Annotated in this window: 17 protein-coding genes, 2 rRNA genes and 1 riboswitch (1 of these 20 running past the window's edge); of the genes, 18 read left to right on the forward strand and 1 reads right to left on the reverse strand. The window is 42.6% G+C overall.

Going from position 1 to position 17,944, the window contains the following annotated elements; genetic code table 11:
* From ABC374_RS00040 to purD, 15 genes are all read left to right on the forward strand, one after another.
* A 23S ribosomal RNA gene (locus ABC374_RS00040) occupies positions 1-150 on the forward strand; it begins 2,783 nt to the left of the window's first position.
* A gap of 64 nt (positions 151-214) precedes the next feature.
* Positions 215-330, forward strand: a 5S ribosomal RNA gene (rrf, locus tag ABC374_RS00045).
* Between the two features lie 578 nt (positions 331-908).
* Positions 909-1,109: an NETI motif-containing protein gene (locus ABC374_RS00050; protein WP_095390347.1), complete on the forward strand. Its 201-nt coding sequence runs from the start codon at positions 909-911 to the stop codon at positions 1,107-1,109.
* 74 nt (positions 1,110-1,183) lie between these two features.
* A riboswitch (purine riboswitch) is annotated at positions 1,184-1,285 on the forward strand.
* Between the two features lie 180 nt (positions 1,286-1,465).
* The gene (purE, locus tag ABC374_RS00055; RefSeq protein ID WP_101225050.1) at positions 1,466-1,954 is read left to right on the forward strand and encodes a 5-(carboxyamino)imidazole ribonucleotide mutase; all 489 of its coding nucleotides are present in this window, start codon (positions 1,466-1,468) and stop codon (positions 1,952-1,954) included.
* Positions 1,938-3,098, forward strand: coding sequence for a 5-(carboxyamino)imidazole ribonucleotide synthase (purK, locus tag ABC374_RS00060; RefSeq protein WP_413015099.1), 1,161 nt, complete (start codon positions 1,938-1,940; stop codon positions 3,096-3,098). Before purE ends, purK begins: the two co-directional genes overlap by 17 nt.
* A complete protein-coding gene (purB, locus tag ABC374_RS00065; RefSeq protein ID WP_034306123.1) occupies positions 3,095-4,387 on the forward strand; it encodes an adenylosuccinate lyase in 1,293 nt (430 codons plus the stop codon). The genes purK and purB overlap by 4 nt, the downstream gene beginning before the upstream one ends.
* A gap of 103 nt (positions 4,388-4,490) precedes the next feature.
* The gene (gene purC, locus ABC374_RS00070) at positions 4,491-5,210 is read left to right on the forward strand and encodes a phosphoribosylaminoimidazolesuccinocarboxamide synthase (RefSeq protein WP_048680630.1); all 720 of its coding nucleotides are present in this window, start codon (positions 4,491-4,493) and stop codon (positions 5,208-5,210) included.
* Positions 5,203-5,457, forward strand: coding sequence for a phosphoribosylformylglycinamidine synthase subunit PurS (gene purS / locus ABC374_RS00075; protein WP_034306118.1), 255 nt, complete (start codon positions 5,203-5,205; stop codon positions 5,455-5,457). Before purC ends, purS begins: the two co-directional genes overlap by 8 nt.
* Positions 5,454-6,140: a phosphoribosylformylglycinamidine synthase subunit PurQ gene (gene purQ, locus ABC374_RS00080; protein ID WP_048680628.1), complete on the forward strand. Its 687-nt coding sequence runs from the start codon at positions 5,454-5,456 to the stop codon at positions 6,138-6,140. Before purS ends, purQ begins: the two co-directional genes overlap by 4 nt.
* Complete coding sequence (gene purL / locus ABC374_RS00085) at positions 6,124-8,343, forward strand: phosphoribosylformylglycinamidine synthase subunit PurL (RefSeq protein ID WP_413015101.1); 2,220 nt, start codon at positions 6,124-6,126, stop codon at positions 8,341-8,343. Before purQ ends, purL begins: the two co-directional genes overlap by 17 nt.
* Positions 8,328-9,743, forward strand: coding sequence for an amidophosphoribosyltransferase (gene purF, locus ABC374_RS00090; RefSeq protein WP_350301011.1), 1,416 nt, complete (start codon positions 8,328-8,330; stop codon positions 9,741-9,743). Before purL ends, purF begins: the two co-directional genes overlap by 16 nt.
* Before the next feature lie 42 nt (positions 9,744-9,785).
* The gene (gene purM / locus ABC374_RS00095; protein ID WP_034306111.1) at positions 9,786-10,811 is read left to right on the forward strand and encodes a phosphoribosylformylglycinamidine cyclo-ligase; all 1,026 of its coding nucleotides are present in this window, start codon (positions 9,786-9,788) and stop codon (positions 10,809-10,811) included.
* Positions 10,811-11,386: a phosphoribosylglycinamide formyltransferase gene (gene purN / locus ABC374_RS00100; protein WP_063595368.1), complete on the forward strand. Its 576-nt coding sequence runs from the start codon at positions 10,811-10,813 to the stop codon at positions 11,384-11,386. Before purM ends, purN begins: the two co-directional genes overlap by 1 nt.
* 18 nt (positions 11,387-11,404) lie before the next feature.
* Entirely contained in the window at positions 11,405-12,940 is a 1,536-nt protein-coding gene (purH, locus tag ABC374_RS00105) for a bifunctional phosphoribosylaminoimidazolecarboxamide formyltransferase/IMP cyclohydrolase (protein ID WP_413015103.1), read from the forward strand.
* A gap of 19 nt (positions 12,941-12,959) precedes the next feature.
* On the forward strand, positions 12,960-14,234 hold the full coding sequence (purD, locus tag ABC374_RS00110; RefSeq protein ID WP_413015105.1) for a phosphoribosylamine--glycine ligase: 1,275 nt from the start codon (positions 12,960-12,962) through the stop codon (positions 14,232-14,234).
* 49 nt (positions 14,235-14,283) lie between these two features.
* On the opposite strand, the gene ABC374_RS00115 is transcribed toward purD, so the two are convergent.
* The gene (locus tag ABC374_RS00115; RefSeq protein ID WP_350301015.1) at positions 14,284-14,550 is read right to left on the reverse strand and encodes a YgaP-like transmembrane domain; all 267 of its coding nucleotides are present in this window, start codon (positions 14,548-14,550) and stop codon (positions 14,284-14,286) included.
* Positions 14,551-14,696: 146 nt separating this feature from the next.
* Between ABC374_RS00115 and ABC374_RS00120 the strand changes: the two genes are divergently transcribed.
* Genes ABC374_RS00120 through ABC374_RS00130 form a run of 3 tightly spaced genes read left to right on the forward strand, consistent with a single transcriptional unit; the run spans position 14,697 to position 17,864 of the window.
* Positions 14,697-16,442, forward strand: a complete 1,746-nt coding sequence (locus ABC374_RS00120; RefSeq protein WP_350301016.1) for an adenine deaminase C-terminal domain-containing protein — start codon at positions 14,697-14,699, stop codon at positions 16,440-16,442.
* 43 nt (positions 16,443-16,485) lie between these two features.
* Positions 16,486-17,523 carry a DUF3048 domain-containing protein gene (locus tag ABC374_RS00125; RefSeq protein ID WP_413015108.1) on the forward strand — a complete coding sequence of 346 codons (1,038 nt, stop codon included), beginning with the start codon at positions 16,486-16,488 and terminating at the stop codon, positions 17,521-17,523.
* Positions 17,524-17,549: 26 nt separating this feature from the next.
* Positions 17,550-17,864: a YerC/YecD family TrpR-related protein gene (locus ABC374_RS00130; protein ID WP_034306094.1), complete on the forward strand. Its 315-nt coding sequence runs from the start codon at positions 17,550-17,552 to the stop codon at positions 17,862-17,864.
* Positions 17,865-17,944 lie beyond the last annotated feature (80 nt).

A 17,944-nucleotide genomic window follows, 5' to 3' on the forward strand; every position in this document is an offset into this window, starting at 1 on the left:
AGCATCTAAGCATGAAGCCCCCCTCAAGATGAGATTTCCCATGGCGCAAGCTAGTAAGATCCCTGAAAGATGATCAGGTTGATAGGTCAGAGGTGGAAGCATGGTGACATGTGGAGCTGACTGATACTAATAGATCGAGGACTTAACCAACGCTTTTAAAAAAATGAAATACCTTCTTATTATCTAGTTTTGAAGGAACAACGTTCCTCATATGTTTGGTGGCGATAGCGAAGAGGTCACACCCGTTCCCATTCCGAACACGGCAGTTAAGCTCTTCAGCGCCGATGGTAGTTGGGGGTTTCCCCCTGTGAGAGTAGGACGCCGCCAAGCCATTTATTAAGATCAGCCATTCGGCTGGTCTTTTTTTGTATTGCAATATTTTCAGCTTTCAGGCAGGAGTGACGTAAATTAACATCTAATCGACCTGCAGCCTAACTTTTTCGACCTAAAATGAAATAAATCGACCCACAGGCTAATTAATTCGACCTAAAATGAAATAAATCGACCCATAAGCCAATTAATTCGACCTTCGTTAAATCCTCTCAAATTACAACAGCTGACTTATATAATCGTTCTTACTTGAATTGAAATAGTTCGCGAGAGCAAGATACGAATATGGAGCAGAGTTTAATTTCAAGAATCAGGCTATAGTAATTCAGAGGGGAAGAAGGGTAGGATATTGAAGGGGATGTATAATTTATGGGTGCAGGTGCTTTTACGGAAGAAAGGAATATCATAATCTGAGACATTGTGGAATTTCCATTATAAAGTAATCGATTTTATTTACATGCATTGTTGTCTTTACTTATTCTTTTCATTATAATAGGAAGAATTTATTATTGATAATATGCAAGTTGGATGGGTAAGGAAGAAGGCAGGCAAAATAGAACCATGAAGGGATCGGTATTGTGAGTAAAAAGAGTAAGGAAAAGTTTGAAGTTATCGAAGGCGAGACGATCGATGCATGTTTAGATCGAATTAAAGCGGCAGGTTACTTTCCTGTAAGGCGAACGGAAGAGCCTATCTTTGCCGAGAGAATCGAGAATGGTAAAGTCCATTATGTGCCAGTAGATCGAAAAATTGTATTCGAAGCAAAGTTAATCGAGTAAAACACGAACGATTAATTAATATCATGTAAAAATATTCGATTTTAACTTGACATTAAAATGGCCGGAAGGTAAGATGAAGTTACATTAATACATCTCATATAATCATGGGGATATGGCCCAAAAGTTTCTACCTGATGACCGTAAATCATCGGACTATGAGAAAAGCATCTGACTATTTCGGAAACTAGCCAAGTCTTTTTGTGATTTTCAAAAGGGCTTTCTTTTCCGGACAGGTTGCTTTCTCGATGAGGAAGCAACCTGTCCGGTTTTTTAATTTACATGTTATAGATAAAAATGATAAGCGTCCGTCTGCATACCCGGGACGCCATAATATGAGTGTTGGAGGGAATGATGATATGAAACCGCAAGTTGGGGTTATTATGGGAAGTGTCTCGGATTGGGAAACGATGAAATACGCTTGTGAATCATTGGAACAGCTTGAGATTCCCTATGAAAAAAGAGTCGTTTCCGCCCACCGGACGCCGGATTTACTATTTGAATATGCAGAGAGTGCAAAAGATAGAGATATTAAAGTGATTATTGCCGGAGCAGGCGGGGCTGCACATCTTCCAGGTATGACCGCCGCTAAAACGATTGTCCCTGTGATAGGCGTGCCAATACAGTCGAAGGCATTAAATGGAATGGATTCGTTATTATCGATTGTTCAAATGCCTGGTGGCGTACCGGTTGCAACGGTTGCTATCGGAAAAGCGGGCGCAGTCAATGCCGGTTTGTTTGCGGCTCAAATATTAGCAGCTTTTGATTCTGACATTGCTGATAGGTTAGAGGCTTTACGAGACGAAACGAGAGAAAAGGTGTTACAGAGCAGTGAACAACTTAAATAATACAATCATTTTACCGGGACAGACCATTGGAATAATCGGCGGTGGACAATTGGGCAGGATGATGGCCTTATCGGCTAAGGCATCGGGCTTTAAAATAGCGGTCCTTGAGCCGACTGCAGAAGGCCCATGTGCTCAAGTGGCGGATATTGAAATCATTGGTGCTTATGATGATATCGAAGCATTGAAAAGGTTGGCTGACGTCAGTGATGTCATAACATATGAGTTTGAAAATATCAGTTCAGAAGCACTGGATTGGTTAAAGCAACATGCATTTCTTCCACAGGGCTCAGAATTATTAAAGCTGACACAGGATAGGCTGACGGAAAAAAAAGCCATATCAGATGCAGGAGCTTCCGTTGCTCCATATCAGGAAATACAGGATATTTCAGAAATTTACCTTCATATAGAGAAATTAGGGTACCCTAGTGTGTTAAAAACGACGCGGGGCGGTTATGATGGAAAAGGGCAGTTGGTCATTAAGGAAGAAGCCGACATCAAAAAGGCTGAATCCCTGCTCAAAACAGGTATATGTGTGCTGGAAGCCTGGATTCCTTTCGTAAAAGAAATATCCATTATCGTGACGCGTAAGGCAGATGGCGAGACAAGTCATTTTCCGATTGCAGAAAACATTCATGTTGAAAACATTCTTCATAAAAGCATTGTTCCCGCCCGTATTAGTCAACAAGCTGAACGGAAAGCTATTAATGAAGCTTTACAGCTTGCAGAGAAACTTGATTTGGTGGGGACATTGGCGGTCGAGATGTTTTTAACCGCTCAGGATGATATCATCATTAATGAATTAGCGCCAAGACCTCATAACTCAGGTCATTATACAATGGAAGCATGTGAGACTTCACAGTTCGAACAGCATATAAGGGCTGTCTGCAATTGGCCGCTCGGAAATACGGAGTTATTGAAGCCTGTGGTAATGATAAACATCCTAGGTGAGCATGTCAGGCCCTTAATGGATGAAATTCCGACGCTTTCAGATTGGAAGGTTCACCTTTACGGTAAGAAAGAAGCCAAGCTTAAGCGGAAAATGGGTCATGTGAATATTTTACGTCCAACGATTGAGGAAGCTCTTTTGGAAAGTGATCGAAGCAAAATATGGAATCAACAGGTTGAAACGGAGGAAGTAAAATGATTGAACGTTATACCCGCCCAGAGATGGGAAACATTTGGACAGAAAAGAACCGCTTTAATGCGTGGTTGGAAGTTGAAATCTTAGCTTGTGAAGCATGGTCTGAGCTAGGTGTCATTCCTAAAGAAGATGTGAAGCTTCTTCGTGAAAATGCTACATTCGATGTAGACCGTATCAATGAAATCGAAAAAGATACACGCCACGATGTTGTTGCTTTTACACGTGCGGTTTCTGAAACGTTGGGTGAAGAACGGAAATGGGTCCATTACGGACTGACTTCCACTGATGTGGTGGATACAGCTCTTTCATATGTGATAAAGCAAGCGAATGAGATACTTGCCAAGGATTTAAATAACTTCGTGGAGATCCTGAAAAATAAAGCGAAAGAACATAAATACACGGTTCAAATGGGACGTACACATGGAGTTCATGCTGAACCGACCACTTTTGGGTTGAAACTGGCTCTTTGGTATCAAGAAATGAAACGCAATGTCGAACGTTTTGAAGAAGCTAGAAAGAACATTGAGGTTGGGAAAATCTCTGGAGCTGTCGGAACTTACGCGAACATCGACCCGTTCGTTGAAAAATTCGTTTGTGAAAAGCTTGGCCTTGAAGCAGCGCCAATTTCAACACAAACATTGCAGCGCGATCGCCACGCACATTATATGAGCACATTGGCTTTAATTGCGACATCAATTGAAAAATTCGCAGTGGAAATTCGCGGCTTGCAAAAAAGTGAAACACGCGAAGTGGAAGAATTCTTTGCAAAAGGACAAAAAGGATCTTCGGCAATGCCTCATAAACGGAATCCAATCGGTTCTGAAAATATGACGGGTATGGCTCGTGTCATCCGCGGTTACATGATGACAGCATATGAGAATGTGCCATTATGGCATGAACGTGACATTTCGCATTCTTCTGCTGAGCGCATCATCTTGCCGGATGCAACGATCGCATTAAACTACATGCTGAACCGTTTCAGCAACATAGTGAAGAACTTGACCGTTTATCCAGAAAATATGAAACGCAATATGGACCGTACGCTTGGATTGATTTTCTCACAACGTGTACTGCTTTCCCTTATCGATAAAGGACTTGTCCGTGAAGAAGCTTATGATACGGTTCAGCCGAAAGCGATGGAAGCATGGGAGCTTCAGGTTCCATTCAGAAGCCTGATCGAAAAGGATGATAAAATCACAAGCTTGCTTACGAAAGAAGAACTTGATGATTGTTTCGATCCTACACATCACCTGAAAAATGTTGATGTAATCTTTGATCGTTTAGGTTTATAAAAGTGAAGGCGGCAAACATGGCACCTCTAAACGGTGATATGTTTGCCAAGCCTGATCAATGGCAGGAAGATTCATAATATTCACAATGTGGGGGTCTGGACAGATGGAAAAACGAGAATTGTTGTATGAAGGAAAAGCGAAACAGATTTTTGCAACGGACAACAGTGAAATAGTTTGGGTGGAATACAAGGATTCGGCAACAGCATTCAATGGTGAGAAGAAGTCAGAGATTGCCGGAAAAGGTAAGTTGAATAATCAAATTACTAGCTTACTATTTTCAAAGCTTGCCCAAGAGAATATCCCGTCCCATTTTATTGAAATGCTTTCCGAACGGGAGCAACTGGTCAAAAGGGTATCCATCATTCCGCTAGAAGTCGTTGTCAGAAATACGGCTGCCGGCAGTTTTTCTAAAAGAACTGGCATTGAAGAAGGCCAGCCGCTCAAGAAAACGCTGATTGAGTTTTACTATAAAGACGACGAGCTCGGCGATCCTCTGTTAACGGAAGACCATATTGAAGAATTGGAACTTGCAAGCAAGGAAGATGTAGCGATTTTAAAAGAAAAGGCACAAGAAATCAGTATCGTCTTAACGTCTTTCTTTAAAGAGTTGGACATTAAATTGATTGATTTTAAATTAGAGTTCGGCAAAACCCCGAATGGAGACATTCTGCTGGCAGATGAAATTTCACCTGATACCTGCCGATTATGGGATATTAACACGAACGAAAAATTAGACAAAGATGTATTCCGCCGTGATTTAGGAAGTTTAACAGATGCTTACGAAAAAATACTAGCAAAGTTGGAGGGCACTCAACATGTATAAGGTTAAAGTATATATCACACTACGCGAAAGTGTATTAGATCCACAGGGAGCAGCAGTGCAACAATCACTTCATAGCTTGACTTATAACGAAGTTAGTGATGTTCGAGTGGGGAAATACATTGAACTTACAATTAAGGATACGGATCGTGATTTAGATCAACTTGTGAAGGAAATGTGTGAAAAACTATTGGCCAATACGGTAATTGAAGCTTACCGTTATGATGTTGAGGAGGTTATCACCCAATGAAATTTGCTGTCATAGTTTTCCCTGGCTCCAATTGTGATGTCGATATGTACCATGCGATAAAGGATGCATTGGGGGAAGAAGTGGAGTATGTTTGGCACTCTACAGACAATCTAGATCAGTATGATGGGATTCTCCTTCCTGGAGGTTTCTCTTATGGAGACTATTTACGCTCTGGAGCAATTGCACGCTTTTCGAATGTAATGGCTGAAGTCGTAAAAGCGGCACAAGCAGGAAAGCCTGTCTTGGGTGTCTGCAATGGTTTTCAGATTTTACTTGAAGCAGGACTTTTACCTGGAGCGATGCGCCGTAATGAAGGCTTGAAATTCATTTGCCGCAATGTAGGACTGAAGGTTGAAAATAACCAATCGATGTTCACGACAGGATATGAATTAAATGAAACGATTACGATCCCTGTGGCACATGGTGAAGGGAATTACTACTGCGATGATGAGACATTGGCTGAATTAAAACAAAATAACCGCATCTTGTTCACGTATGATGGTGAAAATCCAAACGGAAGCTTGGAGCAAATAGCGGGAATTACAAATGAACAAGGAAATGTCCTCGGAATGATGCCTCATCCCGAACGTGCTGTTGATTCGCTGCTTGGCAGTAAAGACGGCTTAAAGATTTTTCAATCCATCGTGAAAAACTGGAGGGAATCACATGTTATTACAGCTTGAACCAAGTCCGGAAAAAATTAAATCGGATCGATTGTACGCAACAATGGGACTATCCGATGATGAATTTGCAATGGTGGAGAAAATCTTAGGCAGACTGCCGAATTATACGGAAACTGGATTGTTTTCGGTTATGTGGTCAGAGCATTGTTCCTACAAAAATTCAAAACCCATCTTAAGGAAGTTCCCGATTACAGGGGAGAAAGTGCTGCAAGGTCCTGGTGAAGGAGCAGGTATCGTTGATATCGGTGACGATCAGGCTGTCGTTTTTAAAATAGAAAGTCATAACCACCCTTCGGCAATTGAACCTTATCAAGGTGCTGCTACTGGTGTCGGCGGTATTATCCGTGATGTTTTCTCCATGGGTGCCCGTCCAATCGCGATGTTGAACTCGCTTCGCTTCGGTGAGCTAGATAATGATCGTGTGAAATATTTATTTAAAGAAGTGGTTGCAGGGATTGCAGGATACGGGAATTGTATCGGCATTCCGACTGTCGGCGGAGAAATTCAATTTGATCCATCGTATGAAGGAAACCCTCTAGTCAATGCCATGTGTGTCGGTTTGATCGACCATAAGGACATAAAAAAAGGCCAAGCGCATGGAGTGGGCAACACAGTGATGTATGTGGGTGCCAAAACAGGACGTGATGGCATTCATGGAGCAACATTTGCATCTGAAGAGCTATCAGAGTCTTCTGAAGAAAAACGCCCAGCCGTACAAGTAGGCGATCCATTCATGGAGAAACTGCTTTTGGAAGCATGCCTTGAATTGATTCAAAATGATGCCCTTGTCGGCATTCAGGATATGGGAGCAGCGGGTCTTACAAGCTCATCTGCCGAGATGGCGAGTAAAGCTGGCTCAGGAATAAAAATGAACCTTGATTTGGTACCGCAGCGTGAAACGGGAATGACAGCATATGAAATGATGCTTTCTGAATCACAAGAGCGGATGCTGATCGTTGTCACTAAAGGACGCGAGCAGGAAATCGTTGACTTGTTTACGAAATATGACCTAGAAGCGGTTGCTGTTGGAGAAGTAACGGATGATAAAAACCTAACACTTTCCCATCAAGGTGAAATCGTTGCTGAGGTTCCTGTTGATGCACTGGCTGAAGAAGCTCCGATTTATCACAAGCCATCTGCAGAACCGCAATATTTCCGTGACTTCCAAAGCATGACGGCAGAAGTGCCGGTCATTGAAGATTATACAGAAACATTGGTATCACTATTGAAGCAACCGACAATTTCGAGCAAGGAATGGGTCTACGACCAATATGATTACATGGTCCGCACGAATACAGTCGTTTCACCTGGATCGGATGCGGCGGTAGTGCGTGTACGGGGTACAAATAAGGCTCTTGCCATGACGACGGATTGCAACTCCCGCTTTATTTATTTAGATCCTGAAACAGGCGGCAAAATCGCAGTGGCTGAAGCTGCCCGTAACATCATTTGCTCGGGTGCTGAACCTTTAGCGATCACGGATTGCTTGAATTTTGGAAATCCAGAAAAGCCTGAAATATTTTGGCAATTGGAAAAAGCGGCAGACGGTATGAGCGAAGCGTGCAGAAGCTTAAGTACTCCTGTAATTGGCGGAAATGTCTCCCTTTACAATGAAACGAATGGTGAAGCGATTTACCCGACGCCTGTAGTTGGGATGGTTGGACTAGTCAGTGACCTTCAACACATCACTACACAAACATTTAAAAATGAATCCGATTTGATTTACGTGGTCGGTGAAGCGAAAGTTGAATTCGGAGGCAGTGAATTACAGAAAATGCTCGAGGGTAAAATCTTTGGACGCGCTCCAGAACTTGATTTGGCCGTTGAACAAAAACGTCAGCAGCAAATTCTGACTGCAATCCAAAAAGGACTTGTTGCATCTGCCCATGACCTTTCGGAAGGCGGTTTGGCAGTGGCTTTAGCTGAATCTTTATTCGGGGCTAGCAAACTTGGGGCTAAAGTGAATATATCCGGCGAACCGGTATCTGAATTATTCAGTGAAACGCAATCACGATTCCTACTGTCCATCAGTCCTGAAAACCAAACGGCATTTGAAGCACTGGTTGAAGATGCGAGATTAATAGGCTCAGTAACGGCTGATAATAAATTAGTCGTGGCAACAAGTGATAGCAAAGTATTGGAAGCGGACGTTGAAGATTTACAAACAGCTTGGAAGGGAGCCATACCATGCTTGCTGAAATAAGAAGCCTAAACGAAGAGTGTGGTGTTGTTGGAGTCTGGGGACATCCCGATGCTGCACAGCTTGCTTACTACGGTTTGCATAGCTTGCAACATCGTGGTCAAGAGGGAGCGGGCATCGTCGTGACGGATGGTGAGCAGATGTCCATTTCTAAGGGCGAAGGACTTGTCACAGAGATATTCACTGCCGAAAAAATGCAGGCACTTTCCGGTAGCGGTAAAGCGGCAATCGGCCATGTCCGTTATACAACGGCAGGCGGCGGCGGGTATCAAAATGTTCAGCCTTTCCTGTTCAATTCGCATACAGGAGGGCTGGCCCTTGCTCATAATGGGAATATCGTCAATGCCCATCAATTAAAAGCACAGCTTGAAGGACAAGGAAGCATTTTTCAAACGACATCTGATACGGAAGTTCTGGCACATCTGATTAAACGCTCCGGCTACTCGGATGTAAGAGATTCCGTGAAAAACAGTTTAAGCATGCTGAAGGGAGCCTATGCCTTTGTCATCATGACCGAAAACCAAATGATCATGGCAAGAGATCCGCATGGCTTCCGTCCGCTTTCCTTGGGGAAAATAGGCGATGCATATTTCGCTGCATCAGAAACATGTGCACTTGATATTGTAGGTGCAGAATTCATCCGCGATATTGAGCCGGGTGAACTCGTTGTCATTAATGATGAGGGAATCACATCCGAATACTTTTCGCTTTCCAGCCAACAGGCAATGTGCACGATGGAGTATGTGTATTTCTCCCGTCCGGATAGCAATATTGATGGTATCAATGTTCATACGGCACGAAAAAACCTTGGCAAGCAAATGGCAATGGAAACCAAAATTGAAGCCGATGTAGTTACAGGTGTACCTGATTCCAGCATCTCGGCAGCGATTGGCTATGCTGAAGCTGCAGGCATTCCCTATGAAATGGGTTTAATAAAAAATCGTTATGTTGGACGGACTTTCATTCAGCCATCACAAAGTCTGCGTGAACAAGGCGTGAAGATGAAACTATCACCTGTAAGAGGGGTAGTGGAAGGCAAGCGGGTCATAATGGTTGATGATTCAATCGTCCGTGGGACAACGAGCAGAAGGATTGTCCGCATGTTAAAAGATGCCGGAGCGAAAGAAGTGCATGTAGTAATCAGCTCACCACCGATCAAGAATCCATGTTTTTATGGCATAGACACGTCCAAAAAGGAAGAACTGATTGCGAGCTCTAAATCGGTGGAGGAAATAAGGGAAATCATCGGTGCTGATTCCTTAACTTTTTTAAGTGTCGAAGGTATGGTCGAAGCTATTGGACGACCGTTTCCTGGAGAAACGCGCGGTTCATGCCTAGCTTGTTTCACCGGAAATTATCCGACTGAAATTTTTGAATACGAACGAGAAAAAACAAAATGTTAATCAAGTCGGCAATGATGATTGATTTTCGGAGGAGGATTTCAAATGGCTAATGCATATAAACAGGCTGGTGTGGATATTGAGGCTGGTTATGAAGCGGTAAATCGAATGAAAAAACATGTAAAGCGCACATTTCGTCCAGAAGTAATGAATGGTCTGGGCGGTTTCGGCGGCATGTTTGATTTATCTTCCTTGAACCTTAAAGAACCTGTGCTCATTTCTGGTACGGATGGTGTGGGTACAAAACTTTTGTTGGCGTTCATGATGGATAAACACGATACAATTGGAGTGGATTGTGTAGCTATGTGCGTCAATGATGTTGTCGTTCAAGGTGCTGCACCTTTATACTTTTTAGATTATATTGCATGCGGTAAAGCAGATCCTGAACGAATTGAAATGATCGTCAAAGGAATTGCAGATGGCTGTGAGCAGGCGGGCTGTGCTTTAATCGGCGGAGAAACCGCTGAAATGCCAGGCATGTATGAGACGGAAGAATACGATGTGGCAGGTTTTACTGTAGGTGCCGTTGAAAAATCACGTCTGATTACCGGTGAAGCGATCTCGGCGGGGGATGTCGTCATTGGACTCGCTTCAAGCGGCATCCACAGTAATGGGTATTCCCTTGTTCGTAAGATCCTTCTTGAGGACTCAGGTATGGGGCTTCATGACTTCGTACCGGAACTGGATTGCAAGTTGGGAGAGGAATTATTAAAACCGACAAAAATCTATGTGAAGTCCGTTTTATCGACGTTGGAAAAATTTGAGGTTAATGGCCTTGCCCATATCACCGGTGGAGGATTCATCGAGAATATTCCGCGTATCCTTCCTGAAGGATGCGGTGTTGAAATCGAGCTTGGAAGCTGGGAAATTCCAACCATATTCTCATTCCTTGAAGAAAAAGGGAACCTTGTAAAAGAGGAAATGTTCAATATCTTCAATATGGGTATTGGAATGACGGCCGTCGTCAAAAAAGAAGTGGCATCGGATGTGCTGGCCCACCTAAAGTCTTGCGGTGAAGAAGCCTCAATTATTGGAACGATCGTGGATGGAAATGGAGTGTCGTTCAAATAATGAAACGCCTTGCTGTCTTTGCATCAGGTAACGGTAGTAATTTTCAATCAATTGCTGAAGCAATAAAAAGTGGAAAGTTGGAGGCGGAAATCTGTCTTGTCGTTTGCGATCGTGAAGACGCATATGTGCTTGAGAGAGCAAAGCTTGAGAATATTGACTCTTTCTCCTTTTCAGCAAAGAATTACTCCAACAAGACTGAATATGAATCGGAAATCCTGGAAAAACTTCGCCAGTATGAGATAGAATTCATCATTCTTGCTGGTTATATGCGTTTGATCGGTCCGACATTATTACAAAAGTATTCACAGAGGATTGTGAATATCCACCCTTCACTTCTGCCTAGTTTTCCAGGCAAGGATGCAATTGGCCAGGCTTTTGATGCCGGAGTGAAGGAAACGGGGGTAACGGTTCATTATGTTGATGATGGAATGGACACAGGACCGGTCATTGCCCAAAAGGCAGTGCCAATTCTTGAAGGGGATACGAAAGACATCCTTCAGAAAAGGATTCAGGAAATGGAGCATGACTTGTATCCGTCAGTTTTGCAGGAGCTATGCCACAAGAAACTTACTTAATGGAGGGACCAACATAACATGAAGAAACGTGCATTAATTAGTGTATCGGATAAAACAGGTATCGTAGAATTTGCTCAAGGTTTAATTGAAGCAGGTTTTGAAATCATTTCTACAGGCGGTACCAAAAAAACGCTGCAGGATAATGGTATTGAGGTAATTGGAATCAGTGACGTCACCGGTTTCCCGGAAATATTGGATGGACGTGTTAAAACGCTTCACCCGAATGTCCATGGAGCAGTGTTGGCAAAACATGATGACAAAAGTCACGCAGCACAGCTTGCTGAGCATAATATTGAACCCATTCAACTTGTCTGTGTGAACCTATATCCATTCCAAGCGACTATTTCCAAACCGGAAGTCACTGTGGAAGATGCTATTGAAAACATCGATATCGGTGGGCCGACAATGCTTCGTTCTTCTGCTAAAAACCACGAATATGTGACTGTTATCGTTGATTCCAATGATTATCCTACCGTATTGGCTGAGCTGAAACAAAACGGCGGGGTAGCAAAAACCACGAATCGCCGCCTGGCTGCAAAAGTTTTCCGTCATACGGCAGCATATGATGCAGTTATTTCAGAGTATATGACAGAGCTAGCCGATGAAGAAAATCCTGAATCATTGACTGTTACCTATGAATTGAAACAGTCGCTTCGTTATGGGGAAAATCCACATCAAAAAGCCGCATTCTATAAAAAACCGCTTGGTTCCGTTTTCTCAATTGCAGAAGCGAATCAATTACATGGAAAAGAACTTTCATACAACAACATCAATGATGCTGATGCAGCACTTCAAATCGTTAAAGAATTCAATGAGCCGGCTGCAGTTGCAGTCAAACATATGAATCCTTGCGGCGTCGGTGTCGGTGCGACCATTTTGGAAGCATATGAAAAAGCTTATGAGGCAGATTCCACCTCCATTTTCGGTGGGATCATCGCTTTGAACCGTGAAGTCGATAAGGAAACTGCGGAAAAGCTTCATGAAATTTTCCTTGAAATCATCATTGCACCTGGGTTTACACAAGAGGCAGTGGAAGTATTGACAAGCAAGAAAAACCTACGTTTATTAACGATCGATTTCAACGCGGTTAAAAAGCCTGAACGTAAATTGACATCCATTGAAGGCGGATTACTTATTCAAGATCGGGATGCACATAGCTTAAAGGATGCAGAGGTAAAAGTGGCAACGAAACGTGAGCCTACCCCTGAAGAATGGAAAGCCATGGAACTTGGCTGGAAAATCGTGAAACATGTCAAGTCGAATGCAATAGTGGTTTGTAACGATCAAATGACATTAGGTGTTGGCGCAGGTCAAATGAACCGTGTTGGAGCTGCAAAAATTGCTCTGGAACAAGCTGGGGAAAGAGCGACAGGAAGTGCATTGGCATCAGATGCTTTCTTCCCAATGGATGATACTGTAGAAGCGGCAGCAAAAGCGGGCGTCACGGCAATCATTCAGCCTGGTGGATCTGTTAAAGATGAGGATTCAATCAAGAAAGCTGATGAATATGGGATTACAATGGTGTTTACAGGAATTCGTCACTTTAAACATTAATCAAAAACGAGGTGCGATAATGAATGTACTAGTAATTGGCCGGGGCGGCAGGGAGCATGCCATAGCCCGCAAACTATTTGAAAGTAAACGGGTTGGGACTGTTTTTGCAGCACCGGGAAATCCAGGGATGACCGATGTGGCGACTCTTGTTCCAATTGATGAAAACAATCACGGGGAATTGGTTGCCTTTGCCAAAAAGAATGCAGTTTCATTAACGGTGATCGGGCCTGAAACCCCATTGTTGAATGGACTTGCCGATGATTTTGCGGAGGCAGGATTACAGGTGTTTGGCCCTAATGGCCGTGCTGCAGTCATCGAGGGAAGTAAATCCTTTGCTAAAGATTTAATGAAGAACTACAGCATTCCGACAGCGGAATATGAAACATTCTCTGATTATGATTCAGCAAAGGCATATATCGAAAAAATAGGTGCCCCCATCGTCATAAAAGCGGATGGTTTGGCTGCAGGAAAAGGTGTCGTAGTTGCCATGACGATGGAAGAGGCGTTAGACGCCATCCATGATATGCTTGTCGGTGCAAAGTTCGGGGAAGCATCTGCCAAAGTCGTTATTGAGGAATTCCTTGATGGCGAGGAATTTTCATTGATGGCATTCGTTAATGGGGAAAAAGTGTATCCGATGGTCATTGCTCAGGATCATAAGCGGGTTTTTGATGGAGATCAGGGTCCGAACACAGGTGGAATGGGTGCATACTCACCAGTGCCGCAAATTTCCGATGAAATGATTCAGACTGCAGTCGAAACGATTCTTAAGCCCACGGTAAATGCGATGATTTCTGAGAATCGGAGTTTTACAGGAATATTATATGCCGGGTTGATCGCCACTGAAAAAGGCACAAAAGTCATTGAGTTCAATGCTCGTTTTGGCGATCCGGAAACGCAAGTTGTTTTACCGCGCCTAAAAACAGATTTCGTAGACACGCTTGAAGCGGTTCTTTCTGGAGAGGATTTACAACTTGAATGGCATGAAGAAGCCGTGCTTGGAGTGGTCGTCGCAGCCGATGGATATCCAGGGGAATATAAAAAGGGATCTATCATTAAAGGCTTGGAAAAGATTAATCCGAAAGCCCATGTTTATCATGCTGGAACGGCTCTCGATAATGAAGGGAACTTCATCTCGAATGGCGGACGTGTACTTCTGGTTGCTGCAAAAGGGAAAGATTTGGCCTCTGCCCAAGCTGAAGTATATAAAGAGTTAGGGCATATTGAGAAAGACGGCTTATTTTGGCGAACGGATATTGGCTACCGAGCAATAAAATACAATTTTTCATCATAATATAAAGAAGCTGACTCTAAGCGGAGTCAGCTTCTTCTTTAGAAAAAACTTAATATGATTCAGATTGATTAGATTCATTTTCCTGTTTTGGTTCACTTTTCATCAAGTTCTGTCCGTTTTCCATCGCATCGACGACAGGACAATAGCGGAGTATGCCTTCGCCTATTTTCATGGCAGAAAGCATCACCACGATTATGTAAGATTGGTTTTTCCATGGTTTTTTCACCATTTTAGCCATAGCCCATGTTAAAAATGTAAAACCACAGGTAATTCGCATTAATGCATTTATTATACTGATATTTTGTTTAAACTTCATTTAAAGTCCATCCCTTCACAAAAATTTAACAATATTCTGGATAACATTACTGTTCTAATGGGGCAAGTATGTTACTATGAAATAAAATTGGATTGAAAATGGTTTTTTTCATACATCTGTTTCTAATAACTTATGGGGGAATGTTTATGCTTGAACAGCGCTATAGATGGAAAAATAAACATCTTAGAGAACATATAGATGTGCTGGATGGCAATAGGGCACCACACATTCTGCTTAAAAATACGACTTATTTAAATCAGGCATTACGAAAATGGGTGAAGGCGAATATATGGATATATGAGGATCGCATCATATATGTTGGCGATAAGCTTCCTGATAATATAGACCGCTGTGAAATGGTAGACTGTACAAACCAGTACTTGGTCCCGGGTTATATTGAGCCGCATTCACACCCTTCTCAATTATATAATCCCCTTTCTTTTTCACGTTATGCATCTCATTTTGGCACAACGACATTGATCAATGATAACTTGCCGTTTCTATTGCAGTTAGATAAAAAGAAAGCGTTTTCTCTTTTGAAAGAATTACGTAATATTCCTGTAACAATGTATTGGTGGAGCCGTTTTGACGGACAAACGGAATTGATCGATGAAGATATGGTCTTTTCCCATGGAGCCGTTAAATCATGGCTGGAGCATGATGCCGTATTACAGGGCGGGGAACTTACTGGATGGCCGAAGCTTCTCGATGGGGATGACATGATGCTGCACTGGATTCAGGAAGCCAAGCGAATGAGGAAGAAAATAGAAGGACACTTTCCAGGTGCCTCAGAGAAGACTTTAGCAAAAATGACCTTGTTCGGCGCCGATTGTGATCATGAGGCAATGACAGGTGATGAGGTCATGTCGCGCTTGCTGCAAGGCTATTATGTATCATTAAGACATTCTTCGATCCGGCCGGATCTTCCTAAGATGATTTCTGAAATCCATGAACTCGGTATTGATCATTACGACAAATTCTTTTATACGACAGATGGATCGCCGCCTTCTTTTTATGAAGATGGATTCATAGATTGTTTAATAAAGATTGCAATAGAGCATGGTGTTCCGGTCATAGATGCTTACAATATGGCAACTATCAACATCGCACGATATTATAATATTGAATACCTTCATGGCAATATTGCCACTGGAAGGGTAGCGAACATCAACTTCCTGACCGATGTAAAGGAACCTGCACCGGTTTCGGTAATGGCAAAAGGGAAATGGGTTAAAAGGGATGGTGAAATCATTCCGGATAAACAGGAAATCCAATGGAATGATTTCGATTTTAAACCGCTCGATCTTGATTGGGATCTTAGTTTAAAGGAAGATTTTGAATTTTCCATGCCGTTTGGAATTGAATTGGTCAATAATGTAATTACGAAACCGTACTCGCTTGCCAATGATGTTGGTCATGAAGAACTGAACTTTGAGGATGATGAATGCTTTTTCATGCTTATCGATCGGGAAGGGAAATGGCGCATCAATACGATATTAAAAGGGTTTGCGGACAAATTATGCGGCTTCGCCGGCTCTTATACAAATACAGGTGATATCATATTGATCGGTAAAAGGAAAAAGGATATGCATTTGGCATTTAACCGGCTGAAGGAAATCGGCGGTGGAATCATTTTAACGGAACAAGGCAAGGTGATCCATGAACTTCCTCTGAAATTAAAGGGAGTCATGTCCACCAAGGAGGTTCCTCAACTGATAGAAGAAGAAAATGAATTGAAACATTTGCTGCGTGAGAGAGGTTATCGCTTCGCCGATCCTGTGTACACCCTTTCATTCTTTTCGACAACCCATCTGCCATATATAAGGCTAACCCAGCGAGGAGTATATGATGTAATGAATAAAACTATACTCTTTCCTACTATAATGCGTTAAAATATAAGAGAAGAAATGGCTAATAAATCAGAGGAGTGGAAAGATGAACCTTAAGAGAGTTCTTTTCATCGTTATTGCTATTTTACTGCTGGCAGGCTGTTCGACGAAAGAAGATCCTGCATCGGATGACAATAAGCCGAAAGACCAAGCTGTCATCAAAAATACAGATGTGAAAAATGAACCTTCCAATGAGTTTCCACTAACAGGTATAGCCACCGATGCAGGCAGTGAGCGCAGGGCTGCAGCAGTGATGATTAATAATCATCCGGAAGCACGCCCACAATCGGGCCTCTCAGAAGCCGATATGGTCTACGAAATGCTCGCAGAAGGTGACATAACCAGATTTTTAGCTATCTTCCAAAGTGAAATGCCAAGCCAAATCGGTCCGATCCGGAGTGCAAGGGACTATTATATCGAATTGGCTAAAGGCCTTGATTGCATCTATGTCTGTCATGGGAACAGCCCCGAGGCAAAAACCATGCTGGACAAAGGGTATATTGATAACTTGAACGGATTATATTATGATGGTACTTTGTTTCAACGTTCGGCAGATCGAAAAGCACCGCATAATTCCTACACCTCCTTTGAGGATATCCAAAAAGGTGCGAAGGAAAAGGGATATGAGTTGAATGGTGCACCGGCGCCTTATGCTTTCCTTACAAAGGAAGAGGCAGCTGGACTTCAAGGGGAACCGGCATTGAAAACCGAGGTTTCCTACGGATCAGACGAGTATGATGTACAGTATGAATACGAAGCCACGGAAGAGAAATATAAACGTTATTCGAATGGAAAGCAAACAGTCGAGCATAAATCGAATAAACCTATTTTACTGGATAATATATTGATCATTGAGGCTGCTCATCAAGTGATCGATGATAAAGGGCGTCGTAAAATCGACTTGAAAAGTGGCGGAAATGGTTATTTACTTCAAAAAGGAAAAGCGAATGAAGTAGAATGGGTTAATAAGGATGGTCGGATTATACCAGTGAAAAACGATAAAGAAGTAGGGTTGATTCCAGGGAAAACTTGGATCAATATTATTCCGGATGAACCTGGTTTAGTAGGAGACGTCTCATTTTGATACCCATGAAATTGAGGGGGAGTAACATGCAAATTGATAAGTTAAGGGGAAAAGAAACGGATCAGCTGTTTAAGTCGATCCTTTCCTTGCGTGATTTGGACGAATGCTATCGATTTTTTGATGATTTATGCACAGTTAATGAAATTTCATCACTGGCACAGCGTCTTGAAGTAGCCCGCATGCTTGAAGAAGGAAAAACCTATCATAAAATCGAAACGGAAACGGGTGCAAGCACAGCTACTATTTCCAGGGTCAAACGCTGCTTGAATTACGGAAATGATGCTTATTCCATGGCACTTAACCGTATTAAGGATAACGTTGAGGAAACAACTGAATCCTAATCGATCAAAATAAAAAGCCGGGGAATTCATTTCCCGGCTTTTTATTTTGAGTTCAGGACTCTCTTTGCCGGCTGTCTTTC

This window comes from Peribacillus phoenicis, assembly GCF_047238085.1.
Lineage (GTDB): Bacteria > Bacillota > Bacilli > Bacillales > DSM-1321 > Peribacillus.

Excerpts from the sequence above, each read along its gene's own strand:
- purE (WP_101225050.1), top strand. The coding sequence starts at position 1,466 with ATGAAACCGCAAGTTGGGGTTATTATGGGAAGTGTCTCGGATTGGGAA.
- purB (WP_034306123.1), top strand. The coding sequence starts at position 3,095 with ATGATTGAACGTTATACCCGCCCAGAGATGGGAAACATTTGGACAGAA.
- purC (WP_048680630.1), top strand. The coding sequence starts at position 4,491 with ATGGAAAAACGAGAATTGTTGTATGAAGGAAAAGCGAAACAGATTTTT.
- purS (WP_034306118.1), top strand. The coding sequence starts at position 5,203 with ATGTATAAGGTTAAAGTATATATCACACTACGCGAAAGTGTATTAGAT.
- purQ (WP_048680628.1), top strand. The coding sequence starts at position 5,454 with ATGAAATTTGCTGTCATAGTTTTCCCTGGCTCCAATTGTGATGTCGAT.
- purL (WP_413015101.1), top strand. The coding sequence starts at position 6,124 with ATGTTATTACAGCTTGAACCAAGTCCGGAAAAAATTAAATCGGATCGA.
- purF (WP_350301011.1), top strand. The coding sequence starts at position 8,328 with ATGCTTGCTGAAATAAGAAGCCTAAACGAAGAGTGTGGTGTTGTTGGA.
- purM (WP_034306111.1), top strand. The coding sequence starts at position 9,786 with ATGGCTAATGCATATAAACAGGCTGGTGTGGATATTGAGGCTGGTTAT.
- purN (WP_063595368.1), top strand. The coding sequence starts at position 10,811 with ATGAAACGCCTTGCTGTCTTTGCATCAGGTAACGGTAGTAATTTTCAA.
- purH (WP_413015103.1), top strand. The coding sequence starts at position 11,405 with ATGAAGAAACGTGCATTAATTAGTGTATCGGATAAAACAGGTATCGTA.
- purD (WP_413015105.1), top strand. The coding sequence starts at position 12,960 with ATGAATGTACTAGTAATTGGCCGGGGCGGCAGGGAGCATGCCATAGCC.
- ABC374_RS00115 (WP_350301015.1), bottom strand. The coding sequence starts at position 14,550 with ATGAAGTTTAAACAAAATATCAGTATAATAAATGCATTAATGCGAATT.
- ABC374_RS00120 (WP_350301016.1), top strand. The coding sequence starts at position 14,697 with ATGCTTGAACAGCGCTATAGATGGAAAAATAAACATCTTAGAGAACAT.
- ABC374_RS00125 (WP_413015108.1), top strand. The coding sequence starts at position 16,486 with ATGAACCTTAAGAGAGTTCTTTTCATCGTTATTGCTATTTTACTGCTG.
- ABC374_RS00130 (WP_034306094.1), top strand. The coding sequence starts at position 17,550 with ATGCAAATTGATAAGTTAAGGGGAAAAGAAACGGATCAGCTGTTTAAG.